Origin of the sequence: Vibrio sp. V38_P2S17PM301, from assembly GCF_009904845.1 — a bacterium.
Classification (GTDB): Bacteria; Pseudomonadota; Gammaproteobacteria; order Enterobacterales; family Vibrionaceae; genus Vibrio; species Vibrio proteolyticus.
Map to the genome: position 1 here is coordinate 52,971 of NZ_WXWO01000019.1, position 18,516 is coordinate 71,486.

Here is an 18,516-nt window from a genome sequence, read left to right on the forward strand (position 1 = left end):
ACAGAGCCGCTATTATTCAGCTTCTACGAAACCGTCTTTTTCAGCAGCTGCTGCAACGTCTTGGTTACGACCTTCAGACACAGCTTGAGCTGCAGCGTTCAGGTATAGCTGTACCGCACGGATCGCGTCGTCGTTACCTGGGATAACGTAGTCAACACCATCTGGGTTAGAGTTGGTATCAACAACAGCAAATACTGGAATACCTAGGTTGTTCGCTTCTTTAACTGCGATGTGCTCGTGATCAGCGTCGATTACGAACAGAGCGTCTGGTAGGCCGCCCATGTCTTTGATACCACCAAGAGATTTCTCTAGCTTCTCCATTTCGCGAGTACGCATCAGAGCTTCTTTCTTGGTCAGCTTGTCGAAAGTACCGTCTTGAGATTGAGTCTCAAGCTCTTTCAGACGCTTGATAGACTGACGAACAGTTTTGTAGTTAGTCAGCATGCCGCCCAACCAGCGGTTGTTTACGTAGAACTGGTTGCTTGCGATAGCAGCTTCTTTAACAGCTTCAGATGCAGCGCGCTTAGTACCTACGAAAAGAACTTTACCTTTTTTCTCGCCGATTTTAGCCAGCTCAGCCAGAGCGTCGTTGAACATCGGTACAGTTTTTTCTAGGTTGATGATGTGAACCTTGTTACGAGCACCAAAGATGAATGGCTTCATTTTTGGGTTCCAGTAACGAGTCTGGTGACCGAAGTGAACACCAGCTTTCAGCATATCGCGCATTGATACAGTTGCCATTTTAAAATCCTCTATGGGGTTAGGCCTCCACATCCCCCATGAATCCGACCCTGTCTATCAGACGGGCACCCCGGAACATGTGTCGGAATGTGTGTGATTTAAAGATAAAAGTATAGTCGGAAACGTAATCCGCTTCGCCTTTCGAAGAAAACGAACCAAGTTTCCGGCGCGCTTTATATCACAAAACCGCCACTCTTGACCAGAAAAAATTGCCCGTTACCAGGCTGGCAGACGCGCCGTAACTCGCCTTCAAACCACTCAAGCGCCACGGCAGAAATAAGACAAATACACATTCTCAACACATCCTGTTAGAATGCGACCACAAGCACATTCTGTGCTCCAGAATAAACAGAGAGAAGTCGATGTCTATCAAGATCAAAACTGCTGAAGAAATCGAGCGTATGCGCATCGCCGGAAAACTGGCTGCCGACGTTCTTGAAATGATTGAACCTCACATTAAAGAGGGTGTAACGACAGAGGAACTGAATCAGATCTGTCACGACTACGCTCTGGAGCGAGGCGCATACTCAGCACCGCTGAACTACCACGGCTTCCCGAAATCTATCTGTACATCGATCAACCACATCGTGTGTCACGGTATCCCTGCCACACAAGACGAAGTGGGCAGCAATGGTCAGGTAAAGCCAGCGGTACTGAAAAACGGTGACATTATTAACGTCGATATTACCGTGATCGTGCCCAATGATGAAAAGGCCGATCTGAGCGTACGCCCGGAAGGCTACCACGGAGATACGTCTAAAATGTTCCTGGTGGGCGAGGTGTCACCGGCAGACAAACGCCTGTGTATGGTGACGAAGGAAGCGCTCTACGTCGGTATGCGCACCGTCAAACCTGGCTCGACGGTTGGTGACATCGGCAGCGCCATCGAGAAATACATCAAAGACAACAACAAAAAGAACCCACGCAATAAGTTTTCTATCGTGAGAGATTTTTGTGGTCATGGCATCGGCAATGAATTCCATGAAGAACCGCAAGTGGTACATTACAAAAACAGCGACCGCCGTGTACTGAAAGAAGGTATGTGTTTCACCATCGAACCGATGATTAACGCGGGCAAATTTGGCGTAAGCGTCGACGCCGCGGACGACTGGACGGTGTACACCGGCGACGGCAAAAAATCGGCGCAATACGAACACACGATTGTCGTCACGAAAGAAGGCTGTGAGGTGATGACCCTGCGTAGCGATGACACCATCCCGCGTCATATGAACAACCTGTAAGCCTTGTGACCTCCTTTTGAATATCCCCGCCCTGCGGGGATATTTTTTTATTGGCTCCGTTTTGATAAATTGAATGATTATGGAGTTAACCGCATGGATTGCCGCGTATGCCTTACCAATCACCTCTGACTTTTTCTGAACAACAACTCAGCGTCAGTGAACTGAAAAATCAGCTGGACCTGTTTGCCGAGTATCAGAAGCAGGAATTCCTCAAACATCATCCGGTGACCGACTTGGTCCTCGGCCGGGCAGAGTACATTGACCTGCTGCTGTTCCGTTTGTGGCAACACTTTGGCTTTGACGCTCTGCCCAACATCAGTCTGGTGGCGGTGGGCGGTTATGGCCGAGGCGAACTGCACCCCTTATCAGACATAGATATTCTGGTGGTATCACGCAAGCCGTTACCGGAATCGATGGGCACTAAAGTCAGTGAGTTCATTACCTTACTGTGGGACTTGCGGCTGGAAGTCGGCCATGCCGTGCGCTCCGTGGACGAGTGTGCCGACATCGGCCGCCGCGATCTGACCGTGGCCACCAATTTACAGGAAGCGCGCCTGCTGTGTGGTTGTGAAGATACGTTTCATCAGCTCAAGATGGTTATTCATTCTGAATCGTTCTGGCCGAGTGAGACCTTCTACAAAGCGAAAGTACAAGAGCAGCGCGAACGCCACGCCCGCTACCACGACACAACCTACAATCTGGAACCGGACATCAAGTCGACACCGGGTGGGCTGCGCGATATTCACACCCTGGGCTGGATTGCCCGCCGCCACTTCGGCGCCACCTCTCTGTTTGAGATGAGCCGCTTTGGTTTTCTGACCGATGCCGAATACCGTGAACTGGTCGAGTGTCAGGACTTTCTCTGGCGGGTGCGCTTTGCGCTGCACATAGAACTCAAACGCTACGACAACCGGTTGACGTTCGCCCATCAGGTCAAAGTGGCCGAACACCTCGGTTTTGTCGGCGACGGCAACCGCGGAGTTGAGATGATGATGAAAGAGTTCTATCGCACACTGCGCCGGGTGGCAGAACTTAACAAAATGCTGCTCAAGATTTTCGACCAGGCCATCTTAGAAAACGGCATTGAGGCACCACCGCAAATCCTCAGTGATGATTTTCAGCGTCGCGGGCCGCTGATAGAAGCGCGCAAACCGGCGCTGTTTCAGGCCCGGCCAGAAACCATTCTGGACATGTTTATCCATATTGCTAACGATTCAAGCATCGAAGGCGTCGCTCCGCCGACGCTACGTCAACTGCGCACCGCCCGCCGTCGCCTGAACAAGTTTCTCCACACCATCCCGGAGGCTCGGGAAAAGTTCATGGAGCTGTGCCGCCACCCTAACGCATTACATAAAGCCTTCAGCTTGATGCACAAACTCGGAGTACTGGCCGCTTACCTGCCACAGTGGAGCCAGATTGTCGGCCAGATGCAATTTGACCTGTTTCACGTTTACACCGTCGACGAACACAGCATCCGTCTGCTCAAACACATCAATACCTTTAGCTACGCCAGTAATCACGACAAACACCCGATCTGCTGTGAGGTCTACCCTCGGCTGCAGAAAAAAGAGTTGCTGATTCTGGCCGCGATTTTCCATGACATCGGCAAAGGCCGCGGCGGGGATCATTCCGAAATCGGCGCAGAAGAGGCCTACAGTTTCTGTATCGAACATGGCCTGTCCAAACCCGAAGCCAAACTGGTGTCGTGGCTGGTGCTCAATCACCTGTTGATGTCCGTCACGGCGCAGCGTCGTGACATCTACGATCCGGACGTGATAGCCGAGTTTGCGAAAACGGTCCGCGACGAGGAATACCTGGAGTATCTGGTGTGTCTGACCGTGGCCGATATCTGCGCCACCAACCCGGAGTTGTGGAACAGTTGGAAACGCACCCTACTGGCTGAGCTGTTTTATTCAACCCAACGTGCGCTGCGCCGCGGGCTGGAAAATCCGGTCGACGTCCGTGATCGCATTCGTCACAACCAGCAATTGGCGTCGGCGCTGCTGCGCAAAGAAGGCTTTGCCGCACGGGAGATCGAGCTGCTATGGCAACGTTTTAAAGCCGACTACTTCTTACGTCACACTCACAAACAAATCGCCTGGCACTGCACCCACCTGCTGCGCCATGACGATCCGGATCAGCCCTTGATTCTGGTGAGCAAAAAAGCCACCCGTGGAGGCACCGAAGTATTTGTCTACAGCAAAGACCAACATGCGCTGTTCGCTACTGTAGTGGCCGAGCTTGACCGACGTAACTTCAATGTCCACGATGCACAGGTCATGACCAGCAAAGACGGTTACGTGCTGGATACCTTTATGGTGCTCGATCAATTCGGTAATGCGGTGGAGGAAAATCGCCACAATGCCATCATTAAGCACCTGACACACGTGCTGCAAGACAGCCGTCCGGTTAAAATCCGGCCGCGCCGGGTACCGCGTCAGCTCAAGCATTTTAAAGTCCGCACTCAGGTGGATTTTCTGCCAACCAAGAGCAAAAAACGCACCCTGATGGAATTTGTTGCTCTGGATACTCCCGGCCTGCTGGCCACCGTTGGGGCAACGTTTGCGGATCTTGGCATCAACCTGCATGCGGCGAAAATCACCACCATTGGCGAACGAGCCGAGGATTTATTTATTCTCACCAGTCACAATGGCGGCCGCCTGAGCGAAGACGAAGAGCAAGCCCTGCGGGCTTCACTCATCGACAATGTGGCTGAGCTGGCACCGAACTAGCGATCTCGCCCACAAGTTAGGCATTTGGTTTAAATATCAGCTATCTGACACATTTTTAGACTGCTACAGTAGGAAGGTGGTACTGTTTCAGAGACAAACATTAAGAGGTCACTTATGTATCCAAACCTCACCGGCTTAGGCATCCAGGATCCTAAACAGATAGAGCGCTACTCTCTACGCCAGGAAGCGCACAAAGACGTACTGAAGATCTATTTTCGTAAGCAGAAAGGCGAACTGTTTGCGAAGAGTGTCAAGTTCAAGTATCCGCGACAGGTGAAAAACGTCTTGGTCGACAGCGGCAGCCATCAATACAAGGAAGTCACTGAGATCAACCGAAACCTGACTCTGGTTATCGATGAACTGAACAAACTGACCAAGCCGGAAAAACACACTGAAACAGATATTAAGCAGAAGATCCTGTCGGATCTCAAACATCTGGAAAAAGTAGTGGCCAGCAAGATCGCTGAGATTGAAGCTGATTTAGACAAACTGAAATAAACACAAAAGGCTCCATTCGGAGCCTTTCTTTTCTAGAACACGGACAGCTAAGCTTTCAACTCAGCCAACCCGCAAAGTGTCCAACCAGATACAATGCAATCCCAGCCATGATCCCGGCAACAATGTCGTCCAGCATAATCCCGAAGCCACCGTGGACGGTTTTGTCCAGCCAACTGATCGGCCAGGGCTTGATCATGTCGAAAATTCGGAACAACACAAATCCTGTTAACAACCATTTCCAGTCGCTGAGCGGGATCTGAAACCAGGGCACCACCAGCATGGTGATCCAGAAGCCGGAAAATTCATCCCAAACAATCGAGCCGTGATCATGCACTCCCATGTCGTCGGACGTAACCTGGCAGATTTTGATCCCAATCAGACACGACGCCAGTACCGCAATGATGTACAACGGCAAAGGCAACTGCGCCAGCAACAGGAAGAACGGCACCGCCGCCAGTGTCCCCATGGTGCCCGGGACAATCGGAGACAATCCGCTGCCAAATCCGGTAGCGAGCAGGTGCCAGGGATTTTTCAAAGAAATCAAAGAAAGTGGATTGGTCATTTTCCTGCCTTAAAGTGGTCAAAACCGTGCAGTTGCCATTCTACCGGCTTGCCGCCCTGATGTAACTCGAACGTACCGGCCGGGCGAATCTGGCCGATACAGGTGATTTTCGTACCACAGTGCGCCAGCGCACTGTCCAACGTGCCCCGGTACTCTTGCGGGACGGTGAAACACAGCTCGTACTCTTCCCCACTGGTCAGCGCGTATTGCTGCGCTTGGGTGGTATCACCGAGAAACTGCAACAGTTCCGCCGACAATGGCAATTCCGCCACATCAATACTGGCACCGACCGATGAACGTTGCAGAATGTGGCCCAGATCGGCAATCAGACCATCTGATATATCGATAGCCGCGCTGGCAATATTCAACAGAGCCTGCCCGGCCAACACCCGAGGTGTAGAGATAAAATGGCGCTCTTCCAGTTTATCGGCAAACGGCAAAGACCGTTTGTTCGCATCCAGAATCACATCCAGTCCGGCGCGGCTATCACCGAGATCACCAGTCACGTATATCCAGTCGCCAACCTGAGCAGTGTGGCGAGTCAGGGCACGCTCTTTCGGGACGAACCCTTGCACCGTCAAGGTCAGACACAACGGCCCCTTGGTGGTATCCCCGCCGATTAGCTGAATACCAAAATAGTCGGCAAGCTGGAAAAAGGCGTCACAAAAAGGAGCCAGCCAAGCTTCGTCTGCCTGCGGCATGGTCAGAGCGAATGAGACCCATGCAGGCGTGGCTCCCATGGCGGCTAAATCACTGATGTTGGAAGCCAGCGCTTTGTGCGCCACCCAACCCGGGTTGGCTGATTTCAGAAAGTGAGTGCCTTCCACCAGCGTATCGGTGCTAATGGCCAGCGCCACATTGTCCGGCGGCTGAACCAGTGCACAATCATCGCCGGCCGCCAATAGCACATCTTTGCGCTGCGACTGGCGTCCCACAAAGTATTTTTCGATAAGGTTAAATTCCCCAGACATTGGCAGGTCCTGGTTCCTTATGACTGATTGGCATGCCGACCCGTCATGGTCAGCATGAGTTAATTATCACAAAAAAGGCCAGCGTGTGCTGACCTTTTTATTTACAGAAAACGTTTATTTCTTACGTACATGCGGTGCGGCTTTGTCCAGCACACCGTTAACAAACTTATGGCTGTCTTCTGCGGCGAACACTTTAGCCAGTTCGATCGCTTCGTTGATCACCACTTTGTAAGGTACATCTTCACGACGGGTCATTTCGTACATCGCCAGACGCAGCAGCGCCAGCTCCATCATGTCCAAGTCCTGCATCGGACGGGACGTGTATGGGCGGATCTTGCTGTCCAGCTCTTTGTGGCTCAGTACCACACCGGTCAGAAGATCACGGAAGTAAGCAACGTCAGTTTCTGGTGCAGCCAGAGCAGGCTCAGCGGCATGATGTTCTTCTTCATCATATTTGCCACCAGAAAGGAATTGTTCTTCGATAGTTGCTACGTTCTCATTGGTAATTTGCCATGAGTAGATAGCTTGTAGCGCAAATTGACGTGCATTACGACGTGCGGCTGGTTTCACACTGGCCCCCATTAGGAATCAATTTCAGACAGAACGTTAATCATCTCAAGTGCGCTCAGTGCAGCCTCTGCACCTTTGTTACCAGCCTTGGTTCCTGCGCGTTCAATAGCTTGATCGATAGTATCAACGGTCAAAACACCAAATGCCACAGGAATGCTAAACTCCATAGACACTTGCGCCAGACCTTTATTCATTTCACTGCAAACATAGTCAAAGTGTGGTGTGCCACCACGAATTACAGAACCTAGCGAAACGATAGCATCAAATTTACCGGTTTTTGCAACACGTTGTGCAACCAGTGGTAGCTCGACCGCACCCGGGCAGCGTACTACTGTGATGTTTTCGTCGCTCACTTGGCCGTGACGCTTTAAAGTGTCGATGGCACCAGACAACAGGCTTTCGTTAATGAAACTGTTGAAACGAGAAATCACAATCGCAACTTTTGCATTTGGTGCAGGGAAACCACCTTCGATCACTTTCATAAGCTTTCCTTTAACTTTGTTCATCAAGTGAGAATCGCCGGATTCTAGCATAGATTTGTGAGCAATATCTAATGGAAATTTGCCACGTCGGCTCCACCTTCTGAGTAGGCACAGCACCGAGCAACGCTTTCTTCATCAGCCCCAGCAGAAAAAAACACAGCCCGCATCGCGGGCTGTGTGACTGTCTCTGTCTGTCAGGTCAGAAGCGGGACTATTCGCACACGTATTCAGCAACGTTAAGGCCAAATCCCCCCAACGCATGGTACTTCTTATTGCTGGACGACAGGAGACGCATATCGTGCACGCCCAGGTCAGCCAGAATTTGCGACCCAACCCCCACACGGCGAGAGGTGCCCTGTTTCTTCGCCATGGTCGGAGCCTGTCCGTTGTCCTGAGCTTCAAACATTTTGACCCGGTGGATGAGCAGATCCGCCGATTCTTCATTCCCCAGGATCACCAGAACCCCACCTTCCTGGCCAATGCGTTTCATCGCTTTGTCCAGCGTCCAGCTGCGCTCAGCATTGCGATCACTGCGCAGCAGATCAGTAAAGGTATCCTGCAGATGCACGCGCACCAAAGGCGTATTTTCCAGGCTGCCTTTTTTCAACGCGTAGTGGATCTGATTGTCGATGGTGTCACGATAAGTCACCAGTTCAAATTCCCCAAACTCGGTCGGCAACTTGCATTGAGCAACGCGTTCTATCGTGGTTTCGGTGTTGTTGCGATACTCTATCAGATCCGCAATGGTGCCGAGTTTGATGCCGTGTTTATCGGCAAAAATTTCCAGATCCGGGCGGCGTGCCATGGTGCCATCATCATTGAGGATTTCAACGATCACGGACGCAGGCTCCAGCCCCGCCAGACGCGCCAGATCACACCCCGCTTCAGTGTGCCCTGCGCGGGTCAGTACTCCACCGTCCTGTGCCGCTAACGGGAAAATATGGCCCGGTTGAACCAGATCCGACGCTTTGGCCTCTTTCGCCACCGCCGCTTGAACCGTGCGTGCACGATCTGCCGCTGAAATGCCGGTTGTCACGCCCTCAGCCGCTTCAATGGAGACAGTAAAATTGGTGGTGTACTGCGCATTATTGTCCTGCACCATCGGCGGCAAGCCGAGAGACAAACAACGTTCTTTGGTCATGGTCAGGCAGATCAGGCCGCGTCCGTGGGTGGCCATGAAGTTGATCGCTTCCGGCGTAATGTGCTCGGCAGCCATGATCAGATCGCCCTCGTTTTCGCGATCTTCATCATCCATCAGGATCACCATTTTCCCCTGACGAATATCATCAATAATTTCCTGTGACGTACTAATCGGCATGATTTTATTCCTGTTGTTTTGGGCTATTCATCGGCCAGGCGGCCCGCCAAGTTAGGCAAAGCCGTTTTGTTGTAAGAATTCCATTGTCAGGCGAGACTGCGGCTCCTGGCTTTCATCAGCGCCCTGCAGCAGACGCTCCATATATCGGGCCATCACATCCACCTCGAGATTCACCCGGCGTCCGACCTGAAACTGGTCAATGGTGGTTTCCTGAGAGGTGTGCGGTACGATCGTCAGTTTGAATGCGTTTTTACGCAGGCCGTTGACCGTCAGGCTGATGCCATCCACCGTCACCGACCCTTTTTCAGCCACATAACGTGCAATCTCTTGCGGCATCGCGACCCACAACTCGATTGCCCGTCCAACCAACTGACGTTCAATAATCTCGCCCACGCCATCCACATGACCTGAAACAACATGGCCACCAAACCGCGTGGTTGGCAACATGGCTTTTTCCAGGTTGACTGTATCGCCAACCTTGTAGCCAGTGAAGCCGGTTTTGTTCATCGTCTCGACCGACAGGTCTGCCGTATACCGGCGTCCATCAAGGTGTGTTACCGTCAGGCAAACACCATTGGTGGCAATACTGTCACCCAATTTCACGTCGCTCATGTCCAGTTGACCGGCATCGACCGTCACACTGATGTCTTCCCCTTTTGGGGTGATGGCAGTCAGGGTACCGACCGCCTCAATAATTCCGGTAAACATATTCGTTAATCTTTGTGTTTTAACTTAGCCACGATACGAAGGTCATTTCCTACCGGGCGTACATCCTGAATATCCAGCTCGATCGCCTGGTCCATCGTGTCCAGTCCCAGTGCGCCGAACAGGCCTCGTCCATCACTGCCCATCAGTTTTGGCGCGAGATAAATCACCAGCTCATCCACCAAACGCTGTTTGAGCAGCGCGCTCGCCAATGTGGCGCCGGCTTCAACCCACAGGTGATGAATGTGATGCTCGTTGGCTAAAATAGCCAGTGTCGTCGCCAGATCAATGTGACCATCTTCAGCCAACTTAGTGGCGACATCCCCTTGCGGAGACACAACCAAGACCTCTCCAGCCGTATTAAACAGTTTAAGTGTTGGCAGCAGATTTTGCTGGCGATCGAGGATCACCCGCACAGGCTGGCGTACATCCTGGCGTGCGTAATGCGCCGTTACTCCAGCAGGAAGATCGTCGTAACGCACATTCAGAGAAGCGTCATCGTCAATTACCGTACGGCTAGTTGAAAGCACCGCGCCGGCCTGTGCACGGTATTTCTGGACATCCTGACGCGCGGCATCAGACGTGATCCACTGGCTCTGACCATTGGCCAGCGCCGTTTGACCATCGAGACTGGCCGCCATTTTCAGTTGCACGTACGGCATGCCAGTTTTCATCCGCTTAATAAAAGCAGGGTTGAGTGCCAGCGCATCTTGCTCCAGTAACCCCACCGCGACTTCGATCCCCGCTTCACGCAGCATAGTAATGCCTCGACCGGCCACTTTGGGGTTCGGATCTTCCATGGCGCAAATCACTTTGCTCACACCCGCCCGAATCAACCCCTCGGCGCAGGGCGGAGTTCGGCCATAGTGCGAACATGGCTCAAGCGTAACATACGCCACCGCGCCGCGAGCCCGCTCGCCCGCCATACGGAGTGCATGCACTTCCGCGTGTGGTTCGCCGGCACGGTAATGAAAGCCTTCACCGACAATGTTGCCATCGCACACGATGACACAGCCGACATTCGGATTGGGAGCCGTGGTGTAGACGCCCCGTCTGGCCAATTGAATGGCACGGGACATCATTTGATAATCAAGAGGAGTAAAAGTCGGCATGGTGTGCATCAATCTTCCAGCCTGGCGATCTCTTCACCAAACTCTTTAATGTCTTCAAAACTACGGTATACGGACGCAAATCGGATATAGGCCACTTTATCCAGTTCACGCAGCTGCTCCATCACCAGGTTACCAATCATTTCGCTCGGTACCTCGCGTTCACCGGTTGCCCGCAGCTTGGATTTGATCTGACTGATGGCCAGTTCCACCGAATCAGCACTGACCGGGCGTTTCTCCAGCGCACGCTGAATACCACCGACCATTTTGTCTTCATTGAACGGTTCACGATTGCCGTTCGACTTGATCACTTTCGGCATCACCAACTCGGCGCTCTCAAATGTGGTGAAGCGCTCACCACACGCCAGACACTGACGGCGACGCCTGACCTGATGACCATCCGCCACCAGACGAGAATCGATCACTTTAGTGTCGTTCTCAGAGCAAAAAGGACAATGCATATCACCTCCAAGTAATTGATTGGTAGTGTAGCGGAATTGCTTCGGTGAAGAAAACAAAAAGGGGCGTCAACGCCCCTTTTTACGGTGACTTTGCACCAGAATTGCTAGCTACGCGACAGGTAATCTGCCACGCCTACCCATTTGTAACTGGTCAGCTCTTCCAAGCCCATAGGCCCACGGGCGTGCAGTTTTTGTGTTGAGACGGCCACTTCCGCGCCCAGTCCAAACTGTGCACCATCGGTAAAGCGGGTCGAGGCATTAACATACACCGCCGCCGAGCCCGCCGAGTTAATAAACAACTCCGCATTTTTCAGGCTATTAGTTAAGATCGCATCCGAATGACTGGCATTGTGCTGTCGCATATGCTCGATCGCCTCCCGTACATCCGCCACCAGCTTCACCCCTAAGGTGTAACTCAGCCACTCCGTATCGAAGTCCCCGTGCACGGCCTCACGCATTTCAGCGGCACTCCCCAGCAGTGCTTTAGCCTCAGGTGTCGCGACGAAAGTCACACGGCCAGCCAGGCGAGCCGCCAGCTTTGGTAACAGTTGTGCCGCCACGTTTTCATGCACCAGCAAGGTATCGAGCGCGTTACACGCCGATGGACGCTGTACTTTCGCGTTTTCAATCACAGCCAGTGATTTGTCCAGCTCTGCACTGTCGTCAACAAACATATGACTGATGCCGAATCCGCCGATAATCACAGGGATCGTGCTGTTTTCTTTACACATTTTATGCAAACCAGCGCCGCCGCGAGGGATGATCATATCGACATAATCATCCAGCTTGAGCAGCTGGGTCACCAGCTCTCTATCCGGTTTTTCAATGTATTGCACGGCAGCCGCAGGAAGCTTCGCTTTTTCCAGCGCCGATTGAATCACCTTCACCAGCTCCATATTGGAGAAGAAAGTTTCTTTGCCACCGCGCAGAATGCTTGCATTCCCCGTTTTCAGACACAGCGCCGCAATATCGATGGTCACATTCGGCCGCGCTTCGTAAATCACCCCGACCACTCCCAATGGGACACGTCGGCGTGACAGCGACATGCCGTTTTCCAGCACTTTGCTGTCGATTTCGCTCCCCACCGGGTCATTGAGGCTAATCACATTGCGTACATCGTTGGCCATACTCTGCAGGCGCTCTGAGTTGAGCAGCAAGCGATCAAGCAATGCGTCACTCAGGCCAGCTTCACGACCGAGTTGAATGTCTTTGTCATTGGCCGCCAGAATGGTATCAGCGTTGGCTTCCAGCTCATCGGCAATCATGGCCAGAGCTCTGTTTTTCTGCGCCGTCGAGGCGGTTGCCAGGTGGAAAGCAGCCTCTTTGGCCGCCTTGCCCATGTTCATTAAATCCACGTGCTTTCCCTCTTAAGCGTTATTCCGTGATCACTACCATGTCGTCACGGTGAATGATTTCAGAGCCGTAGTCGTAGCCCAGAATAGCAAGAATGTCGTTACTGTGTTTACCGGCAATTTTGGCCAGATCCCGACTGGAGTAGCTGGTGATCCCCCGAGCGATCAAGTCGCCGTGTCGGTTGGTAATGCGCGCCACTTCGCCGCGAGCAAATTCACCACTGACTTTTACCACCCCTTTGGCCAGCAGGCTGCTGCCCTTGCCGACCACGGCATTAACCGCACCGTCATCGATAAAGATGTCGCCGCCCGCCGCCGGTCCGGCCAGGATCCAACGTTTACGATTTTCCAGCGCCTCAGAGCACGGCAGAAAACGGGTACCGTGTGGTTCATCACTGAGTGCGTCAAAAATCACGTTTGGCGCACTGCCGGCCGCAATGATGACTTCAATCCCGGCGCGGCGCGCGATGTCCGCCGCCTGCAGCTTGGTCGCCATCCCGCCGGTACCCAGCGTGGTCCCGGAACCGCCCGCAATTTTGCGCAGCGTGGCGTCGATGGTTTTGACTTCTTTGATCAACTCAGCGTCGGGATCTTTGCGCGGATCGGCCGTAAACAAGCCCTTCTGGTCGGTCAGCAGGAGCAGTTTGTCCGCACCACAGAGAATACCGACCAGTGCTGAAAGGTTGTCGTTGTCGCCCACTTTGATTTCACTGGTCGCCACCGCGTCGTTTTCGTTCACCACGGGAATAATGCCGTTGTCGACCAGCGCATTGATAGTGTCGCGCGCATTGAGAAAACGCTCCCGATCTTCCAGATCCGCGCGGGTCAGCAACATCTGACCGATTTTCAGCCCGTAAATGGCGAACAACGATTCCCACACCTGAATCAACTGACTCTGCCCCACCGCCGCCAACAACTGTTTGCTCGCCATCGAATTGGGCAGTGCGGGGTAACCTAAATGCTCACGGCCAGCTGCGATTGCACCTGACGATACCATGACCACTGAGTGGCCTTGTTTTTTTAACTCCGCACACTGACGGACCAGCTCTACCATATGAGCTCTGTCCAACGCCAGCGTGCCACCAGTCAGAACACTGGTACCAAGTTTTACGACAACCGTTTTGGGTTGCTGAGCGGTTACACTTTGTTGATTCGTTGTCATGATGTCTTTTGAAATGAAAAACGTACGAGAGGCTTTGTTTTAGCAATCCAGCACAGAATTAACAAGCAGAAAAGGTGCTAGAAAAGCACCTTTTTGTATTTCAGAAGGGGAAGATGGGGAAAATCAGACGAATTCAACCGATTCATCATGCAATTCGACACTGAGGCCAAACTTGTCATCCAGAGCGTTAACCAGCTTGAGGTGAAACTCTTCCTGAGTTTTGTTCACATCTTGAATGGCCGGTTGCGGCAGGTCGGTCACTACCCACTCGCCTTCCACGTTATAACGTCCAATGTGATACTTGGCCGCAAAGCCTTTTTCTTCCTGTTCTAACTCCATCCACCAGCCCCAAAACTCGCGCTTTTCCGGGGATTTCTGGTCATTCACGCAGACCGATAAACAGTCAAACAGGTAAAAGCCGTCTGCGCATTGTCCCTCGCGCAAATAAGGCCCAATTGCTTTCAGTGCCGTCAACAAACGATAATGAGTAGGACTTGTCTTCTCTGACATTGTGACTCTCCATTTTCATGTTAAGAATGCCCTTAAACTGGGTAATAATCATATGGTTATTTTCTACCCATAAGTTCACTGTTAACTAAATCCGCTGGAAAGTCATCTAAATAGTTCATCCTCTAACCAATTTATCGCCAAATCGAGGGATTGCTCATATCCTTTTGAAATTGTCTTGTTGCTGATTTTCTTCGCTTTACCGTAGTCGCTAAACAGCGCGACCAACTGGTTGTCCGATGGCGGAGACACAGGATCCCCCTCCATACTCATCGCCAGAATCGGCACCTTAGTTTTTCGGCTGGAGAGAAAACCTTGCACTTTGAGCGACCAAGCCATCATCTGGCCGGCCAGACTGTTGATGTCGACAGCCGATTTGCCCATGCGCGAAGCCAGCACATCCAAATACATTTTTGACATCATTTTCAGTTTATTCGGTGACGACAACACATCGTGAATCGGTGCCCCCAGCGAGACACACGCTTTGATTTTCTCTTGTTCGAGAAACGACAGACGCACCATGGCATTGCCGCCAAACCGGAAGCCAATGAGTCCGACGCGGCGATGATCGACCCAAGGCAGTTTAGGTAACTCATTTAAGACGGCCTGATGGAGGCAGGAGGAATCTTCACTCAACGGCCAGTGGCTGCTGTGCCCGATGGAGGGCATATCGACCGTCAACATCGCGATATCCCGCTTGGCAAAATGATCCCGAAACAGACGCCACATGTCGGTCTGTAAACTGTCCAGCCCGGCGCTGACCATCACCACAGGTTGTGGCTTTTCGGTGTTCGAGAGGTGCAGATTAGCGATGATGCGTTTATTTTTATACGGTACTTCAATCTGCTTGATGACGTACTTAGTTTTCTTCGCTGCATCGTTATAAGCGCTGTTGGCCAGCACCTGCGCCTGCAACGCCAGGTTGTCATTTTTCAGATGCGGATAACCGGCGATGCTAAAGCACAACGAAGCCGAGAACAGCTCATCAGCGGCTTTCTCACCCTGCATATCGTTGGCCCTTTTCTGATGCAGCATACCAAGCCGGGTCCACTCATACGTCCAGTTCCCGCCGTGGTAGCCCATCACCGTATCCAGCCACTCATCCCGGGTACGCGAATGTTTGGAAGACGCGATGCGCGCCAGCACGCTTTCCATCTCTATTGGATCAATGCCCTGCCAGACCCATTGCAGCCGGCGCAAGTTGCGATACCAGGAATGCAGCTCCTGCTGCTGCTTTTCCTCCAGCGCCACCTGACTGCTCGGCATATATTGCGTCAGTGCTGATGTCTCTTTGGCTTGTTTGTGTTTGACAAAAAGCGTTTCTGAGAGGTTCTTGCTGGTTGGTTCTGACATGACATCTTCCGGTTATTGCTTCTGTTCAGGTTATAGTAATAAAAAAAATGACCCATTAAAGGGTCATTTTTCAAAATATTATTTTTTAACCGTGCTTACTTCTGTTTACGGTTGATCGGCTCAATGTATTGAATCGCCATATCCCACGGCTGTTCAATCCAGGTGTCTTGAGCAATATCAACAACATAATCATCCAGCAGTGCTGCACCGGATGGCTTAGCGCACACTGCAATCAATTTCGCTTTCGGGTACATTTCACGCAGCTTGCGAGCAGTGTCGCCGCTGTCGACCAGATCTTCCACAATCAGATAGCCTTCACCATCACCTTCCGGTGCTTTCAGAACACTCATGTCACGTTGATGATCGTGATCGTAGCTGGAGATACAGATCGTATCGACGTGGCGGATGCCCAGTTCGCGCGCCAGGATCGCCCCCGGAACCAGACCACCACGGCTGACTGCCCAGATCCCTTTCCATTGCTCTGCCGGCATTTGTTTTTCAGCCAGCTCACGGCAATGTGTGTGCATCTGGTCCCAAGTGATAATGAATTTTTTGCTCATTGTAGAAAACCTAATAACTTTTTAATTGAATTCGTTAAGCCACGACATATTTGATGATGAAAATCGCTGCCATGACCCAGACGCTGAGGGAGACATCGCGTCCTTTACCGCTGAACAGTTTGATCGCCGCGTAAGCGATAAAACCCATTGAGATACCTTCAGCGATAGAAAATGTCAGTGGCATCAGCAGGCAGGTCACCACCACAGGGGCCGCTTCTGTCAGATCCCGCCAGTCAATGCCAACCAGGCCAGACAACATCAGGATCGCGACATAGAACAGCGCACCTGAGGTTGCGTAAGCTGGGATCATTCCGGCTAATGGCGAGAAGAATAATGCAAGAAGGAACAAAATGCCAACGACAACCGCGGTCAGACCGGTGCGACCACCAGCCGCTACCCCAGACACACTTTCGATGTACGATGTGGTGTTGGAAGTCCCGAGCAGAGCGCCCACAGAGGTCGCCGTTGAATCGGCCAGCAACGCTTTGTTCAACCGTGGAATTTTGCCATCTTTGCCAATCAGTTCCGCTTTGGTCGCGACCCCGACGAGTGTCCCCGCCGTATCAAACAGATCGACAAACAGAAATGCAAACACTACAGAGATCATGCCCACTTCAAATACTGACGAGAAATCCAACTGCATAAATGTTGGCGCAATGCTCGGAGGAGTCGACATTACCCCGCCCCATTGCACATCACCGAATACCAGCCCTAAACCGGTCACCGCCAGAATGGCAATCATCACCGCGCCTTTAATGCCACGATGAACCAGAGCAATCGTCAGGAAGAAGCCTATCGCGCCCAGTACCGCATGCAGTGAGGTAATTTCCCCCAGCGAAACCAGCGTTGCCGGGTTATCCACCACGATCCCGGCATTCTTCAGAGCAATGAATGCCAAGAACAGACCGATACCTGCTGAGATCCCGGTACGCAATGACAAAGGAATCGAGTTGATGATCCACTCACGGATACGAAACAGGCTCAATAAGATAAACAGCACGCCCGACATAAAGACCGCGGCCAAAGCCACCTGCCAGGTGTATCCCATCCCCAGCACTACTGAATAGGTGAAAAACGCATTCAGGCCCATGCCTGGGGCCTGGGCGATCGGGTAATTAGCGACAAAGCCCATGATAAAACAGCCAATGGCCGCTGCCAGACACGTGGCAACAAACACCGCGCCATGATCCATCCCAGTGGCTGTCAAAATACTAGGGTTGACAAAAATAATGTAAGCCATTGTGAGGAAAGTCGTCATCCCCGCAATGATCTCAGTTTTGACTGAAGTGCCGTTCTCACTGAGCTTGAATAGCTTCTCGAGCATGATCAAATCCTATTTAGGTCAAAAGTAAACGGTTGCGTAATCGATTGGCCGAAGATTATAAAGTTATCAAATATTAAATTCCAGACGGAGTTAGGGCTCAAGGCGATATTTTTCGGGGATTTTATGTGTCAGAAACGTCAGGTAATGGATTACAAATCAACAAAACATTTAAAAATCATAAACTAACAAAAAACGTCTAAGGCAAACTAATTGGTGTATTTTTCAACACTTTCTCAATCTTATATGGATAAACAGCGACAATTTCCGCAGTTAATATATGAAGTATCACGAATACATAAGGAGGGATTTGTGCACAAATGGAAACCCCGCGTTAGTATTAAAGCTCTATCGATGGGCTGTTAGCAGGATAAAAAAACGCCACTCAAATTGAGTGGCGGTTGAATCATGTCAGCTAATCAGCTGTAAAGATATTCCAATATAGGGGTGAACAAACTGTTCGAGTCACAAGCGTGAGATCTTAATAACCAAAGCTTGTTGGGTATGCAAAGTTGCCAGTGTAAACAGAGTTGTTTAGCCAGAACGCTGCAGATGGTAAACCTTTCATAACTATCACCTTCTAAAATCAATATAAAAAACAATGCGTTGATTTCTCGGTTCCCTGGAGGCGATAAATCGGACTCATCCTTTGAGCATTTACTCTTCATCTCAGAAGCTGGTTACAAATATACCACCAAGAAATTTAATTACAAGAACAAAAGTGACTCCAGTCACAAAAAAATCACCAAATGACCAAGATCAATAAATTAGTGTAATTAAATTACATAATTGTCAGCTTATTAAAGAAACAAGTTACCAAACCTTACTAAACCAAAAGCATATGACATTATGATGTCAGTAATAATGAACG

General features: G+C 51.4%; 18 protein-coding genes. 3 read left to right on the top strand and 15 right to left on the bottom strand.

Annotated features, from left to right (window positions below):
* Positions 1-12 precede the first annotated feature (12 nt).
* The gene (gene rpsB, locus CAG64_RS04180; RefSeq protein WP_021705845.1) at positions 13-741 is read right to left on the bottom strand and encodes a 30S ribosomal protein S2; all 729 of its coding nucleotides are present in this window, start codon (positions 739-741) and stop codon (positions 13-15) included.
* A 362-nt stretch (positions 742-1,103) separates the two neighbouring features.
* On the opposite strand from rpsB, the gene map reads away from it, so the two are divergent.
* From map to CAG64_RS04195, 3 genes are all read left to right on the top strand, one after another.
* A complete protein-coding gene (gene map / locus CAG64_RS04185) occupies positions 1,104-1,982 on the top strand; it encodes a type I methionyl aminopeptidase (protein ID WP_021705846.1) in 879 nt (292 codons plus the stop codon).
* Positions 1,983-2,089: 107 nt separating this feature from the next.
* Complete coding sequence (gene glnD / locus CAG64_RS04190; protein ID WP_021705847.1) at positions 2,090-4,714, top strand: bifunctional uridylyltransferase/uridylyl-removing protein GlnD; 2,625 nt, start codon at positions 2,090-2,092, stop codon at positions 4,712-4,714.
* Between the two features lie 114 nt (positions 4,715-4,828).
* Entirely contained in the window at positions 4,829-5,212 is a 384-nt protein-coding gene (locus CAG64_RS04195; protein ID WP_021705848.1) for a DUF3461 family protein, read from the top strand.
* Between the two features lie 55 nt (positions 5,213-5,267).
* On the opposite strand, the gene pgpA is transcribed toward CAG64_RS04195, so the two are convergent.
* From pgpA to CAG64_RS04265, 14 genes are all read right to left on the bottom strand, one after another.
* Positions 5,268-5,774 (bottom strand): phosphatidylglycerophosphatase A, encoded by a 507-nt coding sequence (gene pgpA, locus CAG64_RS04200; protein ID WP_021705849.1) that lies wholly within the window; start codon positions 5,772-5,774, stop codon positions 5,268-5,270.
* Entirely contained in the window at positions 5,771-6,745 is a 975-nt protein-coding gene (thiL, locus tag CAG64_RS04205; RefSeq protein WP_021705850.1) for a thiamine-phosphate kinase, read from the bottom strand. Before thiL ends, pgpA begins: the two co-directional genes overlap by 4 nt.
* A 114-nt stretch (positions 6,746-6,859) precedes the next feature.
* A complete protein-coding gene (nusB, locus tag CAG64_RS04210) occupies positions 6,860-7,327 on the bottom strand; it encodes a transcription antitermination factor NusB (RefSeq protein WP_021705851.1) in 468 nt (155 codons plus the stop codon).
* Positions 7,327-7,797: a 6,7-dimethyl-8-ribityllumazine synthase gene (gene ribH, locus CAG64_RS04215; protein ID WP_021705852.1), complete on the bottom strand. Its 471-nt coding sequence runs from the start codon at positions 7,795-7,797 to the stop codon at positions 7,327-7,329. Before ribH ends, nusB begins: the two co-directional genes overlap by 1 nt.
* 211 nt (positions 7,798-8,008) lie before the next feature.
* Complete coding sequence (ribBA, locus tag CAG64_RS04220; protein WP_161488312.1) at positions 8,009-9,115, bottom strand: bifunctional 3,4-dihydroxy-2-butanone-4-phosphate synthase/GTP cyclohydrolase II; 1,107 nt, start codon at positions 9,113-9,115, stop codon at positions 8,009-8,011.
* A 51-nt stretch (positions 9,116-9,166) separates the two neighbouring features.
* A complete protein-coding gene (locus CAG64_RS04225; RefSeq protein WP_161488313.1) occupies positions 9,167-9,823 on the bottom strand; it encodes a riboflavin synthase in 657 nt (218 codons plus the stop codon).
* Between the two features lie 5 nt (positions 9,824-9,828).
* A complete protein-coding gene (gene ribD, locus CAG64_RS04230; protein WP_040902774.1) occupies positions 9,829-10,932 on the bottom strand; it encodes a bifunctional diaminohydroxyphosphoribosylaminopyrimidine deaminase/5-amino-6-(5-phosphoribosylamino)uracil reductase RibD in 1,104 nt (367 codons plus the stop codon).
* An 8-nt stretch (positions 10,933-10,940) separates the two neighbouring features.
* Entirely contained in the window at positions 10,941-11,390 is a 450-nt protein-coding gene (gene nrdR, locus CAG64_RS04235; RefSeq protein ID WP_021705856.1) for a transcriptional regulator NrdR, read from the bottom strand.
* 104 nt (positions 11,391-11,494) lie between these two features.
* Positions 11,495-12,745, bottom strand: coding sequence for a glutamate-5-semialdehyde dehydrogenase (locus CAG64_RS04240; RefSeq protein ID WP_161488314.1), 1,251 nt, complete (start codon positions 12,743-12,745; stop codon positions 11,495-11,497).
* A 19-nt stretch (positions 12,746-12,764) separates the two neighbouring features.
* Positions 12,765-13,904 carry a glutamate 5-kinase gene (gene proB, locus CAG64_RS04245; protein ID WP_021705858.1) on the bottom strand — a complete coding sequence of 380 codons (1,140 nt, stop codon included), beginning with the start codon at positions 13,902-13,904 and terminating at the stop codon, positions 12,765-12,767.
* Positions 13,905-14,027: 123 nt separating this feature from the next.
* Positions 14,028-14,414 (bottom strand): sigma factor-binding protein Crl, encoded by a 387-nt coding sequence (gene crl / locus CAG64_RS04250; RefSeq protein ID WP_021705859.1) that lies wholly within the window; start codon positions 14,412-14,414, stop codon positions 14,028-14,030.
* Between the two features lie 102 nt (positions 14,415-14,516).
* Complete coding sequence (frsA, locus tag CAG64_RS04255; RefSeq protein ID WP_161488315.1) at positions 14,517-15,764, bottom strand: esterase FrsA; 1,248 nt, start codon at positions 15,762-15,764, stop codon at positions 14,517-14,519.
* A gap of 95 nt (positions 15,765-15,859) precedes the next feature.
* Positions 15,860-16,324 carry an oxytetracycline resistance phosphoribosyltransferase domain-containing protein Tet(34) gene (gene tet(34) / locus CAG64_RS04260; protein ID WP_021705861.1) on the bottom strand — a complete coding sequence of 155 codons (465 nt, stop codon included), beginning with the start codon at positions 16,322-16,324 and terminating at the stop codon, positions 15,860-15,862.
* 34 nt (positions 16,325-16,358) lie between these two features.
* The gene (locus tag CAG64_RS04265) at positions 16,359-17,648 is read right to left on the bottom strand and encodes an NCS2 family permease (RefSeq protein ID WP_021705862.1); all 1,290 of its coding nucleotides are present in this window, start codon (positions 17,646-17,648) and stop codon (positions 16,359-16,361) included.
* Positions 17,649-18,516: the final 868 nt, after the last annotated feature.